Raw genomic sequence first — 18,566 nt, 5'->3', positions numbered from 1 at the left:
TCACCCTGCTTATGGTCTCCACTCCGTGGAGACGGCGCTCCCTCGCACCCAAGGGGGGAGGCAGGGCGCTGAGGCGGTAGCGTCAGGAGGCGTGGAAGGGAATCGGGCCCACGTGGTCGTCATCGGCGGGGGGATCTCCGGTCTCGCCGCCGCGTGGTATCTCCGCCAGAGCGGGGGCAAGCGGGTCAAGGTGACCGTGCTGGAGGGCGCCTCGCGCATCGGCGGCAAGCTGTACGCCTCGGAGGTCGCCGGGGTGAGCGTGGACGCGGGCGCGGAGGCCATGCTGGCCAGGCGGCCCGAGGGCAAGGAGCTGGCCGGAGCGGTGGGGCTCGGCGACGACCTGGTCTTCCCCGGCACCGCCGGCTCGGCCATCTACAGCAGGGGCACGCTGCGGCCGATGCCGAAGGGCCAGGTCATGGGCGTGCCCGCCGACCTGACCGAGCTGGCCAAGTCCGGCATCGTCTCGCCCGGTGGCCTGCTGCGCGTGCCGCTCGACCAGATCCTGCCGGCGACGCTCGTCCGCACCGACGTGTCCGTGGCCGCGTACATCCGGGCCAGGATGGGCGCCGAGGTCGTGGAGCGGCTGGTCGAGCCGCTGCTCGGCGGCGTCTACGCGGGCCGGTCCGACATGTTGTCGCTGGAGGCCACGATGCCGCGGGTGGCGGCGGTGGCACGCTCCGAGCGCTCGCTGCTGACCGGGGCCAGGCAGCTCGTCGAGGAGGCGCCGAAGGACGCGGGGCCGGTCTTCACGACCCTCAAGAACGGCGTCGGCAGCCTGGCGGAGGCGGTCGCCAAGGCGTCGGGCGCGGACATCAGGACCGGCGTCACCGTACGCGAGCTGCGCAGGACCGGCGACGGCTGGCAGCTCGTCACCGGCCCGGTCCCGAGGCCCGAGGTCATCGAGGCGGACGCGGTGATCGTGGCCACGCCGGGGCCCGCGGCCTCCCGGCTGCTCAAGGCCGAGGTGCCCAAGGCGGCGAGCGAGCTGGCCAGGATCGAGTACGCCAGCATGGCCATCGTCACGCTCGCGTACCCGATCGACGCCTTCCCCGAGCCGCCCGCCTCCAGCGGCTACCTGGTGCCGCCCGTGGAGGGACGGGCGGTCAAGGCGGTCACGTTCAGCTCGGTCAAGTGGCCGCACCTGGCCAAGGACATGGTGATCCTGCGCTGCTCGATCGGCAGGGTCGGCGAGGAGCACCTGCTCCAGCGGGACGACACCGAGCTGGTGTCGCTGGCCTCCGCCGAGATGGCCGACGTGATGGGCACCAGCGGGCTGCCGCTGGACACCCGGGTCACGCGCTGGGGCGGCGCGCTGCCGCAGTACAACGTGGGTCACCTCGACCGGGTGGCCAGGGTGCACGCGGCGGTGGCCGTGCAGCCCGGGCTGGCCGTCTGCGGCGCCGCGTACGACGGGATCGGCATCCCGGCCTGCATCGGCACGGCGCGTACGGCCGCGGCCCGGATTCTGGACCACCTGTCCCCGAGAGGACAATAGAGGCTATGACAGAGGCAGCCCCGCGGCCCAAGGCCCGCGATCTCAACCAGGTGATCCGTTACACGATGTGGTCGGTCTTCCAGGTGACCGAGCCGTGTCCCACCGACCGCGAGGGCCTGGCGGGTGAGGTCGAGGAGCTGCTGGACCAGGCCGCCGGCAAGGGCGTCGTGACCAGGGGGGTCTACGACGTGGCCGGGCTGCGGGCCGACGCCGACTTCATGTTCTGGTGGCACGCGCCCACCGCCGAGGACCTGCAGGACGTCTACTCCAGGTTCCGGCGCACCGAGCTGGGCCGCCACAGCAGGCCCGTCTGGTCGGCCATGGCGCTGCACCGGCCGGCCGAGTTCAACAAGTCGCACATCCCGGCCTTCCTCGCGGAGGAGGAGCCGCGCGCCTACGTGAGCGTCTATCCGTTCGTGCGGTCGTACGAGTGGTATCTGCTCGAGGACTCCGAGCGCCGGGCCATGCTGGCCGAGCACGGCAGGATGGCGCGCGACTACCCCGACGTGCGGGCCAACACGGTGGCGTGCTTCTCGCTCAACGACTACGAGTGGATGCTGGCGTTCGAGGCCGACGAGCTGCACAGGATCGTCGACCTGATGCGTACGCTGCGGGGCGCCCAGGCCCGCCGCCACACGCGCGTGGAGATCCCGTTCTACACGGGCGCCCGCAAGCCGGTGCGGGAGCTGATCGCGGCCCTGCCCTAAGGCGCGGTGGTCGCGGTGCGGTAGAACTCCGCCGCGGTGACGGTGGCGGGGACGCCGAGTTCGGCGGCGACCGCGGTGATCGCGGTGGCGCCGATGGCGAGGTCGGCTTGGCCCTCGGTGGTGAAATACGGGGCGATGAACGTCTCGTAGTGGGCTCGGGCCTCGTCCGCGGTGTGCCGGCCGAGGAACGTCCGGAGGTGCCGCACCGCGGTGCCGGGTTCGTCGTGGATCACCCGCAGGGCGCGCCGGTGGGCTCGTACGACGGCCTGGACCGCGGGGTCGTCCGGAGGGATGTGGGTGGGATCGACGGCCACCCCGACGGTGGGGATCTGGAAATGGTCGCCGACCCAGGCCGGCACCCGCCAGCCGTTCTCGGCGGCCACCGCCTCCGGCGCCATGGTGCTGCCGACCAGGGCGGCGTCGATCCTGCCCTCGTGCAGCCGGCGCAGGTCCATGCCGTAGTCGCCGGGCTGGCGGACGACGGCGCGGATGTCGAGGTCCGGGTCGAGGCCGGCCCGGCGCAGCACGATCCGGGCGAAGCACCCCGGTGCGGTCTGCGGGGCGTGCACCGCGACCCGCCGACCGGCCAGCTCGGCCAGGGAGGTCAGACCGGCGCAGGCGAGGAACCAGAACAGCGGGCGGTGGGTGTTGACGTTGAGCGCGACCCAGGGCACGCCGTCGGCCAGCCGGGACAGCAGCGCCCGGCCGAGCCCGATGGTGGCGACGTGGCGCAGCCGCTCCTCGTCCCAGGAGCAGCCGTCGCGCAGCGCGACGTGGACGCCCTCGTCGGCGTAGTAGTCCTGCTGGTCGGCGATGTAGGCGACCAGTTCCTCGTGCAGGCCGCGCCCGACGTAGGCGAGATCGATCGTGTACATCAGTACATGGCCATCCCGCCGTTGACCGCGGCCGTGGTGCCGGTCATGAAGGCGTTGTCCTCGCTCGCGTAGAAGGCGACCACTTGGGCGACGTCGCCCGGGTGCGCCAGGCGGCCCAGCGGGGTGGCGGCCACCTGCCGCCGTACGAGCTCCTCGTCGAGCACGTTCGCCATCCGGGTGTCCGCGACCGGGCCGGGCTCGACGACGTTGACCGTGATGCCACGCGGGCCCAGTTCCTGGGCGAGGTAGCGGGCGAACTGCGCCAGTGCCGCCTTGGCCGTGCCCAGCGCGACCATGCCCTCCCGGGGCCGGCGGCTGAGGCCGGTGCCGAGATAGATGATGCGTCCCCAGCTCCGTTCGGTCATGGCGGGCAGGACGGCCTTGGTGATCGTGAACGCCGCACGCATCTCGTCGTCGAGCTTCCCGCCCAGCTCCTCCCATGTCATGTCCTGGAAATGCTTGATCACATATGGGGTGAGCGCGTTGTGCACGAGCACGTCGATGCCGCCCCATGCCGCCTCGACCTGCCGGATCATGCGCCCGACCGCCGTCGCCTCGCGTACGTCGGCCTGCGCGGCCATGGCCCGGCCGCCTGCGGCCTCGATGCCGGCCACGACCTCCTCGGCCGCCCTGGCGCTGCGGAGGTAGTTGACCACCACGCGCATCCCTCGCTCGGCCAGAAGGCGTGCGGTGGCCGCGCCGATTCCGCTGCCGGCCCCCGTCACCAACGCCACCCTGCCGGTTGCCTCAGCCACGGGCCCACCCCCTGCCCATCCAGCGGCCTGGACTGTCCCTGCTCTTCCTTGCTGCCCCCGGGGTTGTCCGGATAACGGCAGAAAGAGCGAGGCCGAAGTTGGCGATCCAGGCGACTTGATCTATCCGCTTTGTCACAATCAGGGAAATCCTCTGTTCGTACGGGCGGCTTGCGGTGGCACGTTCCAAGGCGCTCCGGGCGCTTGATGGCGGCGTCCCACGGTGGCGGGGAGGGCGGGGTGGTGGGTGGATCGGGAAAACGGGGGAGCCGGCGGCGCGGGGCAGGCCGTCATGTGGCGACGCGCTCGCGGCGGCGCGGTCTGGGCCGGCGGTGGGCGGTCGGGGCGGTCGGGGCCATGGCGCTGGCCGGCGGCGTGGCCGCGGTGCTCGGCGCGAACGGGACCTTCGGCGGGGCGCTGACCGCCGCCTCGTCCCAGCAGGCGCGAGCGGCGCCGCAGGCTCGGGTGGAGCCGGAGAACGGCTCCGCGGCACTGCCAGGAAAGGGCGGCGGCACCACCAGCGCGGAGGTGAGCGCGGAGGTCAGGACGCGTGAGCTGCCGAAGTCGGAGCCGCCGTCCCAGGCCGCTCCGAGCCCGGGTGCGGCTTCTCCCGGCACGGTCGAGCAGGGGCTGGTGCCGGGCACCACCGACGCGGAGGACCTGCTGGCGGGCGGTCCCGACCCCGGCGAGGCGGAGGGGTACAAGGCGAACGGCCCGTCGCGGCACACCGATCAGCAGGCGGCCGAGTATTTCCGTACGCACTGGGGCCCGGACGACAAGGCGCTGAAACGCCTCAAGGACATCCGCACGGTCGGAGGATATTTGCGCATTTACACGGATCTACCGGAAACGGCGGGGAACTCGTCCCAGGCGATCACGCTGTGCGAGCGCGGTCTGGCGTACCTGCGCGCGAGGGGCGTGGCCAATCCGGTCGTGTTCGTACAGGCCGAGTTCGGCGAGAACGGCAATCCCGTGCTCGCCAACATCCTCGGCCCGTCCGACACCAGCTGTCGCGTCACCCACCCCGCCCCTGACTAACGGACCCGGACGCGGGTCTTGGCGCACACCTCACACCGTTGCGTCACGACCCGCCCGATGGCCTCAATCGTCACCCAGCGATGGCGCAGATGGACAAAGCGCACACAAAACTCCTACCCGAGGCAGGTGATCAGTACGCGCTGTCGCTGGCCGATCACCCCTTGGGTTCAAGCCTAAGGGAGATCGAGTTGATGCAGTAACGATCGTCGGTCGGAGTGGGATATCCCTCTCCGTGGAACACGTGCCCCAGATGCGAGTCGCACCGCGCGCATCGCACCTCCGTACGCACCATTCCATGGCTGTGATCCTCGATCAGCCGGACCGCGTCGGAGTCGCCCGGCGCGAAGAAGCTCGGCCACCCGCAGTGCGACTCGAACTTCGTGTCCGACCGGAACAGCTCCGCCCCGCACGCGCGGCACGAGTAGACGCCCTCCGCCTTGGTGTCCACGTATTCGCCCGTGAACGGGCGCTCGGTCCCGGCCTCCCTGAGGACGTGGAACTCCTCAGGCGAGAGCTGGACCCGCCACTCGGCCTCGCTCTTGACCACCTTCTCCATGCGTCCAGCGTACGAGATCGGAGGCGATGAGAGATCAGGCAAAAAGAGATCTTCGCAGGCTGAAGCATCTGTTCTGGGGTGAATTCGCGTCTTTGTAGGCAAGGGGGTGTCATCGCCTCCTGTCAGGGGTGAGATCATCCGCAGATCCCGCCAGGCGGCACAGCCCACGCCCGTGCTGGAGCCGCTGGGGATCGCCACGGCCGGCCGGGTGGCGCGCCAGCGCCCGGAACGGCGGCGGGTGATCTAGCGGCCCGTCCCGTCGAGCCCTCGGTCCCGCCACCGAGGCGGCTCCGGGACGGGCCCACCTCGGCCATGGCACGCGAGCGCTCCTCCACGAGTGGAGAGTATGTTCGGTGCATGGCATCGCCGTACATCGAGCTGCAGGTGGGGGAGCGGACCGTCAAGGTCACCAACCCCGACAAGGTCTACTTCCCGGAGATCGGCGCCACCAAGCGGGAGCTGGTCGAGTACTACGTGAGCGTCGGCGAGGGCGCCCTGCGCGCGCTCAAGGACCGGCCCACCAACCTCAAGCGCCACCCCGACGGCGTACAGACCGAGGCGATCTATCAGAAGCGGATGCCGCCCAAGCACCCCGACTGGCTCCAGTCGGTGACGGTGCGGTTCCCGAGCGGCCGTACGGCGCAGTCGCTGCGGGTCACCGAGGTGGCGACCATCGCCTGGGGCGCGAACCTCGGCACCATCGACTTCCACCCCTGGCAGGTGCGGGCCTCCGACGTCGAGCATCCCGACGAGCTGCGCGTCGACCTGGACCCGCAGCCGGGCCTGGACTTCGACGCCGCCCGCAAGGCCGCGCTGCTCACCAGGGAGGTGCTGGGGGAGCTGGGGATGACCGGGTTCGTGAAGACGTCGGGCAACCGCGGCGTGCACATCGCCGTACGCATCGAGCCGCACTGGGACTTCATCCAGGTACGTCACGCCGGCATCGCCCTGGCCAGGGCCGTCGAGGACCGGGACCCGGGGCTGGTGACCACGGCGTGGTGGAAGGAGGAGCGCGGGGAGCGGGTGTTCATCGACTTCAACCAGAACGCCCGGGACCGTACGATCGCCAGCGCCTACTCCGTCAGGGCCCAGCCGCACGCCCCCGTCTCGGCCCCGCTGACCTGGGACGAGCTGGTCGACGCCGACCCGCGTGACTTCGACATCCGTACGGTGCCGGCCCGGTTCGCCGAGGTGGGCGACGTGCACGCGGCCATCGACGACGTGGCGTACTCGATCGAGCCGCTGCTGGAGCTCTACGCCAAGGACGACCGGGGCGACATGCCGTACCCGCCCAACTACCCGAAGATGCCGGGCGAGCCCATGCGCGTGCAGCCGAGCCGGGCCCGGAACGCCGACTAGCGGACGAGGTGGTGCGGGGCGAGTTCGCGGATCTCGCCTCGCCGCATGTAGACCACCCGGTCGGCCAGGCCGTTCTGCTCGATGTGGTGGCGGAAGTCCTCCAACGGTGAGCTGAAGGCGGCGTAGTCGTCGTAATGCACCGGTACGACCGCGTGCGGGTTGATCAGGTCGCACCACGACGCGCCCTGCTCGCCGTCCATCGTGACGAGCAGGAGGCCGAGCAGCCGGGTGCCGCCCAGGTGCACGATGGCCAGGTCGATGTCGGGGAAGCGGCGCGGGATCGCGTCCAGGCGGCGGTCGAGCAGCGTGTCGCCGCTGACGTGCACGGTCAGCTCCAGCCGTTCGTCCAGGTTGCGGAACTCCAGCATCGTGCCGATCACGGGCGGCAGCAGCGCCTCGGCCGGGCCCGGCGCGTGCTTGGCGGGCAGCGCGGTGATCCTGACCGTGCCGTGCGGGCCGCGTAGCTCGTGCGTGTGCCATTCCTCCAGCCCCACGCTGCGGCGGAAGCCCTGGAGCCGGAGTCTGCGGGCCGCCGCGGTCGTCGTGACGATCACCGTGCCCTTGTCCAGTTTCCTGCGGGCGACCCGGTCCCAGTGGTCACCGTGCAGGTGCGACAGCACCACCCCGTCGAGCGGCGGCAGGTCCTCGATCTCCAGGGCCGGGTCGGTGAGGCGGCATGAGGACAGGCCATAGCCCAGGTACGCCCGCTGGCCCCGGTGCAGGAAGTTGGGATCGGTCAGCAGCGTGAGGCCGTTGTAGCGGATCAGCGTGGTCGCGTTGCCGATGAACTGCAGGCTGCCTTTCACCTCGGCTCACCCCGGGTACGGTGAGCGCTGGTCGGGAGGCACGCCTCCGCCCTTGCCGCCCCCTTTGTTGCCCTTGTCCGTGGAGTGCGGGTTGTCGGCGCGCCTGGCGCCGCGCTGCTTGTCGGAGACGAGGTGGGTGGACTTGAACTCGGTGGGCGATTTGCCTGATCTGCGAATCTCGGGCTGCTGTGGATTGCTCATGGCATTTGTCCCCCTTTATGCGGTTATGTCCTGCCACATGGGGACGTGCTTAAACCCTCCGTGTCTGGCTGGTTTCACTTCGATCACATTACTTGACTCGTTATCTAATAATTCGCAAGGCTCTCTTGTGTATCGGGGGCGACAACCGATTCTGGAGCCTTCTCTCATGGCAAAAGCGCGACATCTCGCGGCGCTGGTGGCCGTCTTCGTGGTCGGAGGAGTGACCCTGGCGGCGGGCCCGTCCCATGCCTCCGCCCGCACCGGTCCTGACCTGCCGGTCGACCTACCGGTCGATCTGCCCACCTGCCTGCTTCCGCTGCCGCTGCTCTGCGACGAGCAGCCCGAACCCGAGCCTGAGGAGCCGAGCCCGCCGCCCTCCGCCGAGCCCGGTCCCGGCGAATCCTGGCCGGGGCCGGAGGAGTCCGCCCAGCCGTGGCGGCCCGCGGCCGAGAACGAGCACCGAGTGCCGAGGGGGCACCCGGAGACCGGTGGCGGCGGGCTCGCCCCGGACGACCCGATGTGGCCGTTCGCGCTGGGCGGGGTGGCGCTGCTGACGGGCGCGGGGCTGGCCGGAGCCGCGGTACGACGCCGCAGAGGTGTCGCCTAGCTTGGCCACAGCGGAAACCCCGAGCCGGGACCCATCCGCGCGCCGGGACCTGGGCGGTGGCCGGAGGTCCGGGCAGCGGGGGATGCTGGTCGTGGCCGGTGCGGTGTCGTTGGCCGGGGCGTTGCTGGTCGGGCTCGGGGTGAGCGGCATCGTGGGTGGGGAGCCCGAGCCGGAGCCCATCGCCGCCACGCGGCGCGGCCCCGTCGAGGGTGCTGCCCCGGTCACCGGCCTGCCGCTCGGCAAGGTGGCCGCGCCCATGCGGGCCGCCAAGCCGACCGCCGTCTACATCCCGTCCATCGGCGTGGCCGCCTCGCTCATGGAGCTGGGTCTGGACGCGGCGGGCGCCATCGAGAACCCGCCGTTCGACCCTCCGGACCTGGCCGGCTGGTACCGCTACGGCCCCGTGCCCGGCCAGCGCGGCGCCGCCGTGATCACCGGCCACCTGGACACCAGGTCCGGCCCCGCCGTCTTCGCCAACCTCAAGAACGTCAAGCGCGGCGACCAGGTGCAGGTGCTGCGTGCCGACCGATCGGTGGCCGTGTTCGTCGTCGACAAGGTCGAGCACACGCCGAAGCGCAGCTTTCCCGTCAAGAAGGTGTACGGCAGGCTCGCCTATCCCGGGCTGCGGCTGGTGACCTGCGGCGGGACGTTCGACCGGCAGGCGCACAGCTACCGGGACAACACGATCGTGTACGCGCACCTGGCGGCGCCGTACTACCCCAAGAGCTGATCACGGGTCGCGCGGCAGGCCGAGGGCGCGTTCGGCGATGATGTTGAGCTGCACCTCCGTGGTGCCGCCGCCGATCGTGAACGCCCGCGTCGCGAGGATCATGCGGTTCCAGCGGCGGCTCGCCGGGGCCAGCGACCAGCAGAACTCCGAGATCGCCTGAGCGTGCCGCATACCGAGCAACTTCCGCACGCTGGACGCGGTCGCGGCGTCCACGCCGGACAGCTTGGAGAGCGTCACGCGCAGGCCGAGTGCCGAGATGGCCTGGCCCTCGGCCCACAGCCGACCGGCCTGCTCGCGTTGCGACTGCCGGAGCGGGGGCAGCGTCGCGATCAGCTCGGCCATGTCGGTGTGCTGCGAGCCGGGGCCCCAGGAGTCGCCGAGCGCGACGCGTTCGTGGGAGAGCGTGTCGCGGGCCACCCGCCAGCCCTCGTCCACCGCGCCGACGACCAGGTCGTCCGGTACGAAGACGTCGTCGAGGAAGACCTCGTTGAACACCTCGTCCCCGTTGATCTCCTTGAGCGGCCTGACGGTGACCCCCTGGGACGCCATGTCCACCAGGAAGTACGTGATCCCGTTGTGTTTCGCTTTTTCGGGAGAAGTCCGGGCGAGGCAGATACCCCAATGGGCGAACTGCGCGAGGGACGTCCAGATCTTCTGACCCGTCAGCGACCAGCCGCCCTCCACCCTCGTGGCCTTCGTCGCCAGCCCGGCCAGGTCCGACCCGGCGCCGGGCTCGCTGAACAGCTGGCACCACACGATCTCCCCGGTGAACGTCCTCGGCAGCAACCGCTCCTGCTGCTCCCGCGTGCCGTACCGGACGATGGAGGGGACGGCCCAGGCCGCGATGCCCAGGTTCGGCCGCTTGAGGTCGCGGAACTCCTGGTGGATGATCACCTGCTCCAGCGGCGAGGCGTCCCTGCCCCAGGGCCTGGGCAGGTACGGCATGATCCACCCCTCCCTCGCGAACCTGCCCAGTCGCGCCAGTGGCTCCTCGGCCCGCAGTGACTCGGCCTCCGCCCTGATGGCGTCCCTGACGGCGGCCGCCTCCTCGGGCAGGTCCGGCTCCATCGCTCGCCGCACCCCGGCCACCGCCAGCCCGGCCACCTCCTCGGCCCACGGTCCCGGGTCGCCGGCCAGCATGCGGTCGGACAGGGCCCGGCGGTAGTAGCGGTGGGCGTCGTGCTCGAAGGTGTAGCCGATGCCGCCGAGCACCTGGATCGCGTCCGCCGCGCACCGCACGGCCGCCTCGGTCCCCAGCACCCCGGCCACCCCCACCGCCAGCCTGACCTCGCCCCCGAGCCCGCCCCCGGGTGTGGCGTCCAGGGCTCTGGCGGCGTCCCATACGGCGGCGCGTGCCTGTTCGAGGGTCACGAGCGCGGCAGCCACCCGATGCTTGACCCCTTGGAACTGCCCGATCGGCCGCCCGAACTGCTCGCGTACCTTGGCGTACTCGGCCGCCGTGCGCACGGCCCACGCCGCCACGCCGCACGCGTCCGCCCCCAGCAGTACGGCGGCGAGCTCCCGTACCGGCACCTCGCCGAGGACCCGGTCGGCGGGCACGGTGCGCGCTATGACGGAGCAGAGCGGCCGGTCGGGGTCGACGCCGTCGGCGGGTTCGGCGACGACGTCGGCACGGTCGAGCACCGCCCATCCCCGGGCGTTCACCGGCACGAGGAAGAGGTCGGCCTCCGGAGAGCCCAGCGCCAGGACGCGTCCCGGAGCGCCATCCTCGGCGGGGACCGCGACGGCTGCGGTCATGGACCCGTCGGCGAGCCCCGCGATCAGCGACGCTCCGACTGCGGACGACCGGCCCGCCCCCGGCCCGGCGACCGCAGCGCCTCCGGCCGGGCGGCCCGTTCCCGGCTGAGGGAGCGCGGTCGGGTGGGCCGGTCCGGGCCAGGTGAGCGCGGCCGAGGTCAGGACGGTCGGCAGGTACGCGCCCGGGACCCGCCGCTCACCCAGCGCCTCCAGCGCGACGCACAACTCCAGCAGCCCATACCCCTGCCCGCCGCACTCCTCGGGCAGATGCAGCCCCAGAATCCCCTGCCCCGCCAGAGCCGCGTGCTCGGTCGTGCGCGTGGCGAGCCCCCGTACGGAGTCGGCCAGCGCCTGGTGTTCCTCGGTGGTCCCGATGCCCATACGTCCGAACCTAGAAGATCATTCGGTCGATGGCCAGGAAAACCAGACAGCCAGGAAAACCATTGGCGGCCGCCGGACTCGCCCCGCTAATCTCCCTGATGTCCTGACGATGGAACTCATGATCTGGGGAGGGGTGGATTAATGCCTGGCACCGCGCCTTGCGCGCCTCGTCGTGCCGTGGGCGGATCCTGCCTCTGAAACACCACCTCTGACCGGCCGGACCGCCTGCCGTACCAGCATGCCCGCATACACTGCGAGGCTCGCTCGGCGCTCTCTTGCTGCCTTTCGACAAAGTCATTCCGGCAAGGAGTACCCAGGTTGTCCACCAACGGCAAACCTCGTTCCATCGTGAACACCGACACCTTCCCGTGCGTGCGCTGCGGCCTGACCGTGGCCGTGACCGCGCCGGACGGGACCCGCCGCAACCACTGTCCGAGTTGCCTGCACTCGCAGCACGTGCTCGACCGTGCGGAAGGCGGCCCCTCGGAGTGCGGGGCGCGGATGATCCCGATCTCGATCGCGGTCCTGCGCACCGGCGACTGGATGCTCATCCATCGCTGCACCCGGTGCGGTGAGCTGACGTCCAACCCCATCTGCGGGGACGACAACCAGCTCATCCTCATGCGCATGGCCGTACGGCCGCTGGCGCAGCCGCCGTTCCCGCTCGAGGCGTTCGGCGGTCTGTGACATGCCCAGGAGGAATCCGGTCCGGGACAGGGCCCGGCAACGCAAGAAAGCGCATCACCCGGACGCGTTCCGCTGTGTCTCCTGCAGGCTGGACGTCCCGATGATCGCGCCGGGCACCGCCCACCGTAACCACTGCCCGCACTGCCTGACGAGCCTGCACGTCGACCACCGGATCCCGGGGGATCGCCGCGCGGCCTGCCGGGGCAGGATGGCGGCGCTGAGCATCACCGTCCGGCCGGACGGGGAGTGGCTGATCATCCACCACTGCCAGTCCTGCGACGAGCTCAGCGCCAACCGCATCGCGGGCGACGACAACGCGCTGGCCCTGCTCCGCATCGCCATGCGCCCCCTGTCCGCGCCCCGCCTCCCCCTGCCCGCCTGGGCGGGGTAGGCGACCCGACGGCCGTCCGGGGTGACCCCCGGACGGCCCGATGTGCCCGGACGGACATCGGGTCAGCGCAGGCGGCCGTCCTGGTGGAGGTCGTCGAAGATGATCTGGTCCACGGGCGCCACGCGGTCGCGGTCGGCGTAGGTGAGCCAGACCACCTCCTCGATCTCGCTGCTGGGCGTCGGCGTCCCCTCGTGGTCGGCGGTGTAGCAGGTCATCTTCACGATCACGCCGTCGGCGTGGCTGTCCGCCTGAGCCTGGTACGTGCCCAGGTGGACGGCGGTGGAGGGGACGATGGCGACCGACAGCTCCTCGTCGATCTCGCGGACGAGGGTGTCGAGGTCGCTCTCGCCGGGTTCGCGCTTGCCACCGGGGAGGTAGTAGACGGTCTTGCCCCGTGACCGGGTACTGAGGATCTTGCCGTCCGCCAGGTGGATCCACGCGATCTTGTCAATCATGCCGACCATCATGCACATATCCATCCGCATTTATCCTCCTTGGAGAGTCATCGGATGGTTGGTCATTTCCTGCGACCGCGCGGCTTACATACGTCATCCCCGCAGAGATCTCTGGCACTCCCGAGACAGAGAAAACCACACCCAGCGCGTTCTCGCCGAGCCTCGCAATCTCGCGCTACCTGCGACGATGTCTCAGGGGAAGCGGAGATTCGCGTCATCGGGGCACGGAATCCCTTCCGAGTACATGCAAAGGCAGGAGTACGTGGACATTGAGGCGGAGATCCGCGCTTTGAAGCTCCGCATCGACGCGTTCGAAGCGATCGTGCGTTCCGGTGACGCAGATTCTGACGACTACAGCCATGCCCACCTGCGAACGGGGAGACGTACACGCGCGAAAGGCTCGAAGATCACCTCGGCGGACATCGCCGTCGCCGAGATGCGGGCCGAGATCGCGGATGTTCAGCTGGAGATCTCCCAGGACTTCGCGGCCCTGGGCGACGAACTGACAGGTCTTCGACGGCAGACCAACGATCAATTCATCTCCGCCCGCGCGGAGATCCTCGGGGTATTCGACTCCCTGCGGCACGACATGGTCGACCTCGGCCGCAGGCTCGACCGGTTGCTGGAGACCCGCAACGCATAGACGGGGGCGCGGCCAGGTCTTGCACCTGGCCGCCACGCCCGCCCGCGAGGTCAGTCCCCGAACTCCAGGTGCAGGGCCCGGGTGAAGTCGGAGATCGCCTCCTCGTGGCGGTCCGCCTCCTGCAGGATCTCCCCGCGTACGCGGAACGCCCAGATGTACTCGGGATCCAGCTCGATCGCCCGGTTCAGATCGCTCAGCGCCGCCTCGTTGTCGCCCAGCTCGCTCAGCACCGCCCCCCGGCTGCCATAGGCCCGGTCGTTCTCGGGGTCGAGCTCCACCGCGCGGCTCAGGTCCGCCAGCGCCTCCTCGTACCGGTCGATCATGCGGTACGCCTCGCCCCGCCGGCTCAGCGCGCGCACGTACTCCGGGTTCGCCTCCAGCGCCTTCGTGTAGTCATCGATGGCCTCGGCGTAGAGGTGCATGCGCTGGTACAGGTCGCCCCGGGCGGCCCAGGAGTAGGGCAGGTCCGCGTTCAGAGCGATGATCTTGGCGTGTTCCTCCAGGGCCTCGTCCAGGCGGTCCAGGTCCACCAGGACGTCGGCCTTCGCCTCCAGGATCCACAGGGAGTCGGGGGAGAGGGTGAGAGCGTGCTCGAAGTCGGTCATGGCCTCGTCCAGGCGGCCCATCGCGGCGTAGGTCTGGCCCCGGGAGCCCAGCGCGTACGCGCTGTCCGGCTCCAGCTTGAGCGCCTCGTCGAAGTCCTCCAGGGCGGTCTCGTAGCGTTCGATGACGCGATGGCTCTCGCCGCGCAGCCGCCAGGCGCGGGCGTTGTCCGGTACTAACGCGATCGATTCCGTCAGATCCGCGATCGCGGCGTCATACCTCGACAGGGCGATGTACGATTCGGCGCGACTGCGTAGTACGGACGCACGGGACTGCGCGGCTGCGTCCGGCAGCTCGGATTCGTCCTTGATCCCCTCGCTCATGAGGCGTAAATCTATCCGACTAAATCTGGATTATGGCCGCCTTTTCGCGGGTGTACTCGAGGACCGAATCGTGCCCGTACCCGCTGTCCTTGACGCCCCCGAACGGGAGGCCGGGCGGCATCTGCCGGAACGTGTTCACCCACACCGTCCCGCTCTGCAGATCGCGCACGAAACGGTGCGCCCGCCCCAGGTCACGTGTCCAGACGCCGGCCGCCAGGCCGTAGCGGGAGTCGTTCGCGATCTCCAGGGCCTCCTCGTCGGAGGAGAACGGCATGGCCACCGCCACCGGGCCGAAGATCTCCTCCTGGCAGAGCCGGAGCGAGTTGTCCGTGGTCGTGTAGAGGGTGGGGGAGACCCAGTAGCCGCCCGGCAGGCCGGGCACGACCTCCGCCCCCGTCCGTCCGCCGAAGAGCAGGCTCGCCCCCTCCTTCTCGGCCAGCTCCAGGTACGACCTCACGTGCTCGTACTGGGCCGAGGAGACGATCGGGCCCATGGTCGTCCGCAGGTCGAGCGGGTCGTCCAGGACCAGCTCGGCGCAGATGCGCGCGATGCGCTCCAGCAGCTCGTCCCAGATCGAGTGGTGGATGAGGATGCGGGAGCCCGCCACGCAGACCTGCCCGGCGTTGCCGGTGTAGACGGAGTTCACGGTGACGCCCTGGGCGGCCGCGTCCAGGTCGGCGTCGGGGAAGACGATGTTCGGGGACTTGCCCCCGAGTTCGAACGTCAGCGGTTTCAGCGCGTCCGCCGACGCCCGGGTGATGGCCTGGCCGGTGGCCGTCGAGCCGGTGAGGCTGATCTTGGCGACGTCGCGGTGCCGTACGAGCGCGTCCCCCACCTCCTCGCCCAGGCCGCTGACGATGTTCAGCACCCCGGGCGGGAACACCTCCGCCAGCAGCTCGCCCAGCCGCAGCACCGACGCGCTCGCCTGCTCGGCCGGCTTGACGATCACCGTGTTGCCGGCCGCCAGCGCGTACGCCGCCTTGGCCGAGAACGTGGAGACAGGTGAGTTCCACGGGATGATGCAGACCGCCACCCCGTACGGCTCCCGCCGCGTCAGCCCGAGCGTGTCCGGGCCGAGGATGACCGTGTCGCCCTTGGCCGCGTCCAGGCACTGCCCGGCGGCCAGCTGCCACAGGTACGCCATCCCGGGCAGGTCCTTCTTCAGCGTGTCGCGCAGGATGCGGCCGTTGTCGCGCGTCTCCAGCCTGGCCAGCTCCTCGGCGTTGCGGGCGAACACCTCCGACACCTTGCGCAGGTAACCCGCTCTGGCCAGGGCGGGCAGCGCCGACCAGGCGGGGAAGGCGCGCCGGGCCGCCGCCACGGCCGCCTCGGCGTCGGACGGCCCGCTCGCCGGGATCCGCGCCCACACCTCCCCGGTCGCCGGGTTGACCGAGTCGAGGGTTCTGCCGTCGCTTGCGGGGACCAGCTCGCCGCCGACGAGATTGCGATAGTCAGACACGGACCAAGCATATGCTTGCTTGTCATCATTCGCCATGAAGCCCTAAGATCACGTAAAGTGCCCGGATCTTCACGCATAGCGGTCCTTGGCGTCGGGGAAGACGCTTCGCATGGCATATCGACTGTTGAGCCGGTTGGTGTATGGCTCCCGATACGACCGCATTCCCTGGGCGCAGCGCGTGTACGTCCGTCCGGGGGAGCGCCTGGTGCGCGAGGCGCAGTGGCAGCTGCTGACCACGCGGGCCCCGGTCATGGAGCTGACGGACTACCGCAGGCTCAGGCCGCTGAAGGCGAACGAGGAGTTCCTGGCCTGCATGATGTGCGGGGAGTCGCGCCAGCAGCCGATGTTCGAGCCCTCCGGCAACGGCTGGCACTATCACGTCGTCCGCTGCCCCTCGTGCGGCTTCCTCTACCGCAACCCCAACATCCTGCCCGAACGCCTCGGCGACCTGTACGCCACCGGCTACAACACCTTCCTGACCGGCTCGTACGCCGCAAAACGGCAGCGCCGGTACGAGCTGACCATGGACGCGTTCTCGCCGGTGTTCGACGAGGGCAAGGAGCGCCGGCTGCTCGACTTCGGGTCTGGGACCGGGCTGTTCCTGGAGCTGGCCGAGCGGCGCGGGTTCGACGCCTGGGGCGTGGACCTGTCGCCGGAGTCCGTCGTCCAGGCCAACGAGCGGCTGAGCAGGGCACGCGCGTATCTGGGCGCCCCCGAGGACGTGCCGGAGATCGCCGCGGGCGGGTTCGACGTGATCACGCTCTGGTCGGTGCTCGCGCACCTGCCCAGGCCGCTGGACGACTTCCGAAGCTTCCGCCGCCTGCTGGCGCCCGGCGGCGTGCTGCTCATCCTGACCGTGAACGCCCAGTCGCTGCTGCTCAAGGCGTACGGGCCGGCGTGGAGCGGCTTCACCAGGAACCACCTGATGTTCTACTCCCCGTGGACCGTGCGCAGGCTGCTGAGCCGTACCGGCTTCGCGGGCGTCTCCTTCGCCCCGCACTACGGCGACACGGTCGAGGCCGGCACGACCGCCCTGCCCCGCCCGCTGCGGCGGAGGTTGCGCCGCAGCGTGGACCTCAGCGACGGCGGCAACATGATGCGCGTGCTGGCCTTCGCCGACGACGAGGCGATCGGCCGCTGGGGCGGCGGCCCGCTCACCGTCCACCGCCTCAGCCGTTGACCTCCTCGTCGTAGACCACTTCCGCGCGGCCGAGCGTGGTGCGGCGGCCCGTGTCGTCCTCGCCCCACAGCTCCAGCTCCGCCCGGTTGCCGTCGGTCGACACCACCCGGCCCCGGCACGTGTGGGCGCGGTCGCGGAAGTCCATGCCGCGGTAGCTGACCTCCAGCACGGCCAGCCGCCCCCGTCCGCCGAGCCAGCCGGTGACGAGCCTGCCCAGGTAGGCGGCCTTGAGCAGCCCGTGCACGGCCAGCTCGGGGTGGCCGAGCGAGCGGGCGAAGCCGAGGTCGTAGTGCATCTCGTAGAAGTCGCCCGACGCTCCGGCGTACTCGACGAGCCTCCGCAGCGTGGTCGTCTCCGTCAGTGGGGGAATGTCGGTCATTTCCTGATCCTGGTGCCGATGTGCCTGACCACCAGCTCGCCGTCCGGCCGGCGGAACTCCGTCTCGAACGTCAGCAGCGCCATCGGCCCCGCCGACCCGTTCTTCTCGACGACCCCGGTGAACCGGGGCCGCGACACGATCACGTCGCCCACGCGCAGCGGCGCGTGGTACTCGAACCGGTCGCCGCCGTTCAGCCAGCCGGACCCGTACGACGAGGCGGCCGGCAGCGACGGCGGCTCGTCGAGGAAGCACGCCGTGAACGTGGGCGGCACCTCGTCGCCCGACGCCCCGACGGCGCGCAGGTAGAAAGCCAGGTGCCGCCGCTCGACGACGTCCTCGCGCGGCGGCCCCGTCCAGCCCACCGCCTCCTGGAGAGCCTCGATCATGTGTTTCCTTCCCTGACCCGCTTCAGCCAGGCCAGCGACTCGGGGGAGTGTCCGCCGACCCGGTCCTCGATGCCGTCGAGGAACGCCATGTCACCGTGCCCGGCCAGCTCCCGGTGCACGGCCTCGGGCGAGCCGGCCTCGATCACCTCCAGCAGCCGCCGATGCCGCTCCCAGTCGTCGACGAGCGACTCGCCGGACGCCCTGACCTGCCGGTTCATGCCCATGCAGAGCAGCATCTGGAGCTGGATCGACCGGTAGGCCTCCTCCAGCCGCCGGTGCCCGGACAGCCCGATGACCGAGCTGTGGAACTCGACGGCCTGCTCCAGCACCCCCAGCCAGTCGCCGGATCGCGCGGCGGCCTCGTGCCGGTCGAGCGCGGCGTGGCAGCGCCGGAGCCGGGCGGGCTCGCGTACCGGGACGCCGAGGTCCACGGCCATCCGCTCCAGCTCCCGCCGCAGCGTGACGATCTCGTAGATGTCGTGCAGCGTGAGCTGCGTGACGAACGCGCCCCGCCGCGGCTGCTGGGTGATCAGCCCCTGCTGCTCCAGCACGCGCATGGCCTCGCGCAGCGGCGGCCTGCTGACGCCCAGCTCCTGGGTGAGCTGGTTCTCCACGACCCGGTCGCCCGGCTGCAGCTTGCCGCTGAGCAGCATGCGCATCAGCGCCTCGGTGGCGAGCTGAACCATGCTGGGGGGTGCCTCGATGCGCATCGTGGTCTCTCTTGTCGTAGGCGATCATCGTCTGCCGCCATAGTGCCGAAGAACTTCCGGCAGAACCCTTGTCTAGCTCACTTGT

General features: G+C 70.6%; 23 protein-coding genes. 11 read left to right on the top strand and 12 right to left on the bottom strand.

From position 1 onward, the window contains the following. Positions 1-91: 91 nt before the first annotated feature. A complete protein-coding gene (hemG, locus tag ACWEPL_RS36455) occupies positions 92-1,495 on the top strand; it encodes a protoporphyrinogen oxidase (RefSeq protein ID WP_363965836.1) in 1,404 nt (467 codons plus the stop codon). A 5-nt stretch (positions 1,496-1,500) separates the two neighbouring features. After that, positions 1,501-2,202 (top strand): hydrogen peroxide-dependent heme synthase, encoded by a 702-nt coding sequence (hemQ, locus tag ACWEPL_RS36450; protein ID WP_363965834.1) that lies wholly within the window; start codon positions 1,501-1,503, stop codon positions 2,200-2,202. Here the strand turns inward: hemQ and ACWEPL_RS36445 are convergent. Both ACWEPL_RS36445 and ACWEPL_RS36440 read right to left on the bottom strand, forming a co-directional pair. Continuing rightward, the gene (locus ACWEPL_RS36445) at positions 2,199-3,077 is read right to left on the bottom strand and encodes an ABC transporter substrate-binding protein (RefSeq protein ID WP_452438879.1); all 879 of its coding nucleotides are present in this window, start codon (positions 3,075-3,077) and stop codon (positions 2,199-2,201) included. The genes hemQ and ACWEPL_RS36445 overlap by 4 nt on opposite strands. After that, the gene (locus ACWEPL_RS36440; RefSeq protein ID WP_363965830.1) at positions 3,077-3,832 is read right to left on the bottom strand and encodes an SDR family NAD(P)-dependent oxidoreductase; all 756 of its coding nucleotides are present in this window, start codon (positions 3,830-3,832) and stop codon (positions 3,077-3,079) included. The genes ACWEPL_RS36445 and ACWEPL_RS36440 overlap by 1 nt, the downstream gene beginning before the upstream one ends. A 291-nt stretch (positions 3,833-4,123) precedes the next feature. On the opposite strand from ACWEPL_RS36440, the gene ACWEPL_RS36435 reads away from it, so the two are divergent. After that, entirely contained in the window at positions 4,124-4,867 is a 744-nt protein-coding gene (locus ACWEPL_RS36435; RefSeq protein WP_452438878.1) for a hypothetical protein, read from the top strand. A 154-nt stretch (positions 4,868-5,021) separates the two neighbouring features. Here ACWEPL_RS36435 and msrB read toward each other — a convergent pair whose 3' ends face one another. Next, positions 5,022-5,423, bottom strand: a complete 402-nt coding sequence (gene msrB, locus ACWEPL_RS36430; RefSeq protein WP_350722740.1) for a peptide-methionine (R)-S-oxide reductase MsrB — start codon at positions 5,421-5,423, stop codon at positions 5,022-5,024. Between the two features lie 106 nt (positions 5,424-5,529). On the opposite strand from msrB, the gene ACWEPL_RS36425 reads away from it, so the two are divergent. Both ACWEPL_RS36425 and ligD read left to right on the top strand, forming a co-directional pair. Continuing rightward, on the top strand, positions 5,530-5,670 hold the full coding sequence (locus ACWEPL_RS36425) for a hypothetical protein (protein WP_350722739.1): 141 nt from the start codon (positions 5,530-5,532) through the stop codon (positions 5,668-5,670). Positions 5,671-5,780: 110 nt separating this feature from the next. Next, positions 5,781-6,782, top strand: a complete 1,002-nt coding sequence (ligD, locus tag ACWEPL_RS36420) for a non-homologous end-joining DNA ligase (RefSeq protein ID WP_452438877.1) — start codon at positions 5,781-5,783, stop codon at positions 6,780-6,782. On the opposite strand, the gene ACWEPL_RS36415 is transcribed toward ligD, so the two are convergent. Then, positions 6,779-7,588 carry an MBL fold metallo-hydrolase gene (locus ACWEPL_RS36415; protein ID WP_363965823.1) on the bottom strand — a complete coding sequence of 270 codons (810 nt, stop codon included), beginning with the start codon at positions 7,586-7,588 and terminating at the stop codon, positions 6,779-6,781. The two genes, ligD and ACWEPL_RS36415, sit on opposite strands and share 4 nt — an antisense overlap. A gap of 6 nt (positions 7,589-7,594) precedes the next feature. Continuing rightward, a complete protein-coding gene (locus ACWEPL_RS36410) occupies positions 7,595-7,789 on the bottom strand; it encodes a hypothetical protein (RefSeq protein ID WP_363965821.1) in 195 nt (64 codons plus the stop codon). A gap of 166 nt (positions 7,790-7,955) precedes the next feature. Here ACWEPL_RS36410 and ACWEPL_RS36405 point away from each other — a divergent pair, with 166 nt between their 5' ends. Then, positions 7,956-8,396, top strand: a complete 441-nt coding sequence (locus tag ACWEPL_RS36405) for a hypothetical protein (protein ID WP_363965819.1) — start codon at positions 7,956-7,958, stop codon at positions 8,394-8,396. Between the two features lies 1 nt (position 8,397). Further along, complete coding sequence (locus ACWEPL_RS36400; protein ID WP_452438876.1) at positions 8,398-9,126, top strand: class F sortase; 729 nt, start codon at positions 8,398-8,400, stop codon at positions 9,124-9,126. Here the strand turns inward: ACWEPL_RS36400 and ACWEPL_RS36395 are convergent, their stop codons facing one another. After that, complete coding sequence (locus ACWEPL_RS36395; protein ID WP_452438875.1) at positions 9,127-11,265, bottom strand: acyl-CoA dehydrogenase; 2,139 nt, start codon at positions 11,263-11,265, stop codon at positions 9,127-9,129. 345 nt (positions 11,266-11,610) lie between these two features. Between ACWEPL_RS36395 and ACWEPL_RS36390 the strand changes: the two genes are divergently transcribed. Both ACWEPL_RS36390 and ACWEPL_RS36385 read left to right on the top strand, forming a co-directional pair. Beyond that, positions 11,611-11,952 carry an RNHCP domain-containing protein gene (locus ACWEPL_RS36390; RefSeq protein WP_397365467.1) on the top strand — a complete coding sequence of 114 codons (342 nt, stop codon included), beginning with the start codon at positions 11,611-11,613 and terminating at the stop codon, positions 11,950-11,952. A 1-nt stretch (position 11,953) separates the two neighbouring features. Continuing rightward, positions 11,954-12,343 carry an RNHCP domain-containing protein gene (locus tag ACWEPL_RS36385; protein WP_449891558.1) on the top strand — a complete coding sequence of 130 codons (390 nt, stop codon included), beginning with the start codon at positions 11,954-11,956 and terminating at the stop codon, positions 12,341-12,343. Between the two features lie 62 nt (positions 12,344-12,405). On the opposite strand, the gene ACWEPL_RS36380 is transcribed toward ACWEPL_RS36385, so the two are convergent. Further along, entirely contained in the window at positions 12,406-12,798 is a 393-nt protein-coding gene (locus tag ACWEPL_RS36380) for an NUDIX hydrolase (protein ID WP_350722724.1), read from the bottom strand. 262 nt (positions 12,799-13,060) lie between these two features. On the opposite strand from ACWEPL_RS36380, the gene ACWEPL_RS36375 reads away from it, so the two are divergent. After that, positions 13,061-13,441 carry a hypothetical protein gene (locus tag ACWEPL_RS36375; protein ID WP_350722722.1) on the top strand — a complete coding sequence of 127 codons (381 nt, stop codon included), beginning with the start codon at positions 13,061-13,063 and terminating at the stop codon, positions 13,439-13,441. A gap of 50 nt (positions 13,442-13,491) precedes the next feature. On the opposite strand, the gene ACWEPL_RS36370 is transcribed toward ACWEPL_RS36375, so the two are convergent. Together ACWEPL_RS36370 and ACWEPL_RS36365 are read right to left on the bottom strand one after the other, a co-directional pair. Further along, positions 13,492-14,367 (bottom strand): tetratricopeptide repeat protein, encoded by an 876-nt coding sequence (locus tag ACWEPL_RS36370; protein WP_363965810.1) that lies wholly within the window; start codon positions 14,365-14,367, stop codon positions 13,492-13,494. A 19-nt stretch (positions 14,368-14,386) separates the two neighbouring features. Then, a complete protein-coding gene (locus tag ACWEPL_RS36365; RefSeq protein WP_452438874.1) occupies positions 14,387-15,826 on the bottom strand; it encodes an aldehyde dehydrogenase family protein in 1,440 nt (479 codons plus the stop codon). A 136-nt stretch (positions 15,827-15,962) separates the two neighbouring features. Between ACWEPL_RS36365 and ACWEPL_RS36360 the strand changes: the two genes are divergently transcribed. Further along, positions 15,963-17,006: a class I SAM-dependent methyltransferase gene (locus ACWEPL_RS36360; RefSeq protein WP_350722717.1), complete on the top strand. Its 1,044-nt coding sequence runs from the start codon at positions 15,963-15,965 to the stop codon at positions 17,004-17,006. On the opposite strand, the gene ACWEPL_RS36355 is transcribed toward ACWEPL_RS36360, so the two are convergent. The 3 genes from ACWEPL_RS36355 to ACWEPL_RS36345 are packed head-to-tail and all read right to left on the bottom strand — an operon-like array spanning position 16,996 to position 18,481. Next, on the bottom strand, positions 16,996-17,385 hold the full coding sequence (locus tag ACWEPL_RS36355; protein ID WP_363965804.1) for a MaoC/PaaZ C-terminal domain-containing protein: 390 nt from the start codon (positions 17,383-17,385) through the stop codon (positions 16,996-16,998). The two genes, ACWEPL_RS36360 and ACWEPL_RS36355, sit on opposite strands and share 11 nt — an antisense overlap. After that, positions 17,382-17,771, bottom strand: coding sequence for an FAS1-like dehydratase domain-containing protein (locus ACWEPL_RS36350; RefSeq protein WP_363965802.1), 390 nt, complete (start codon positions 17,769-17,771; stop codon positions 17,382-17,384). The genes ACWEPL_RS36355 and ACWEPL_RS36350 overlap by 4 nt, the downstream gene beginning before the upstream one ends. Next, on the bottom strand, positions 17,768-18,481 hold the full coding sequence (locus ACWEPL_RS36345) for a GntR family transcriptional regulator (RefSeq protein ID WP_363965800.1): 714 nt from the start codon (positions 18,479-18,481) through the stop codon (positions 17,768-17,770). Before ACWEPL_RS36345 ends, ACWEPL_RS36350 begins: the two co-directional genes overlap by 4 nt. Positions 18,482-18,566 lie beyond the last annotated feature (85 nt).

This window comes from Nonomuraea sp. NPDC004186, assembly GCF_053603495.1.
Note: the sequence above shows the minus strand (reverse complement) of the source record. Positions and strands in the feature narration are given on the sequence as shown.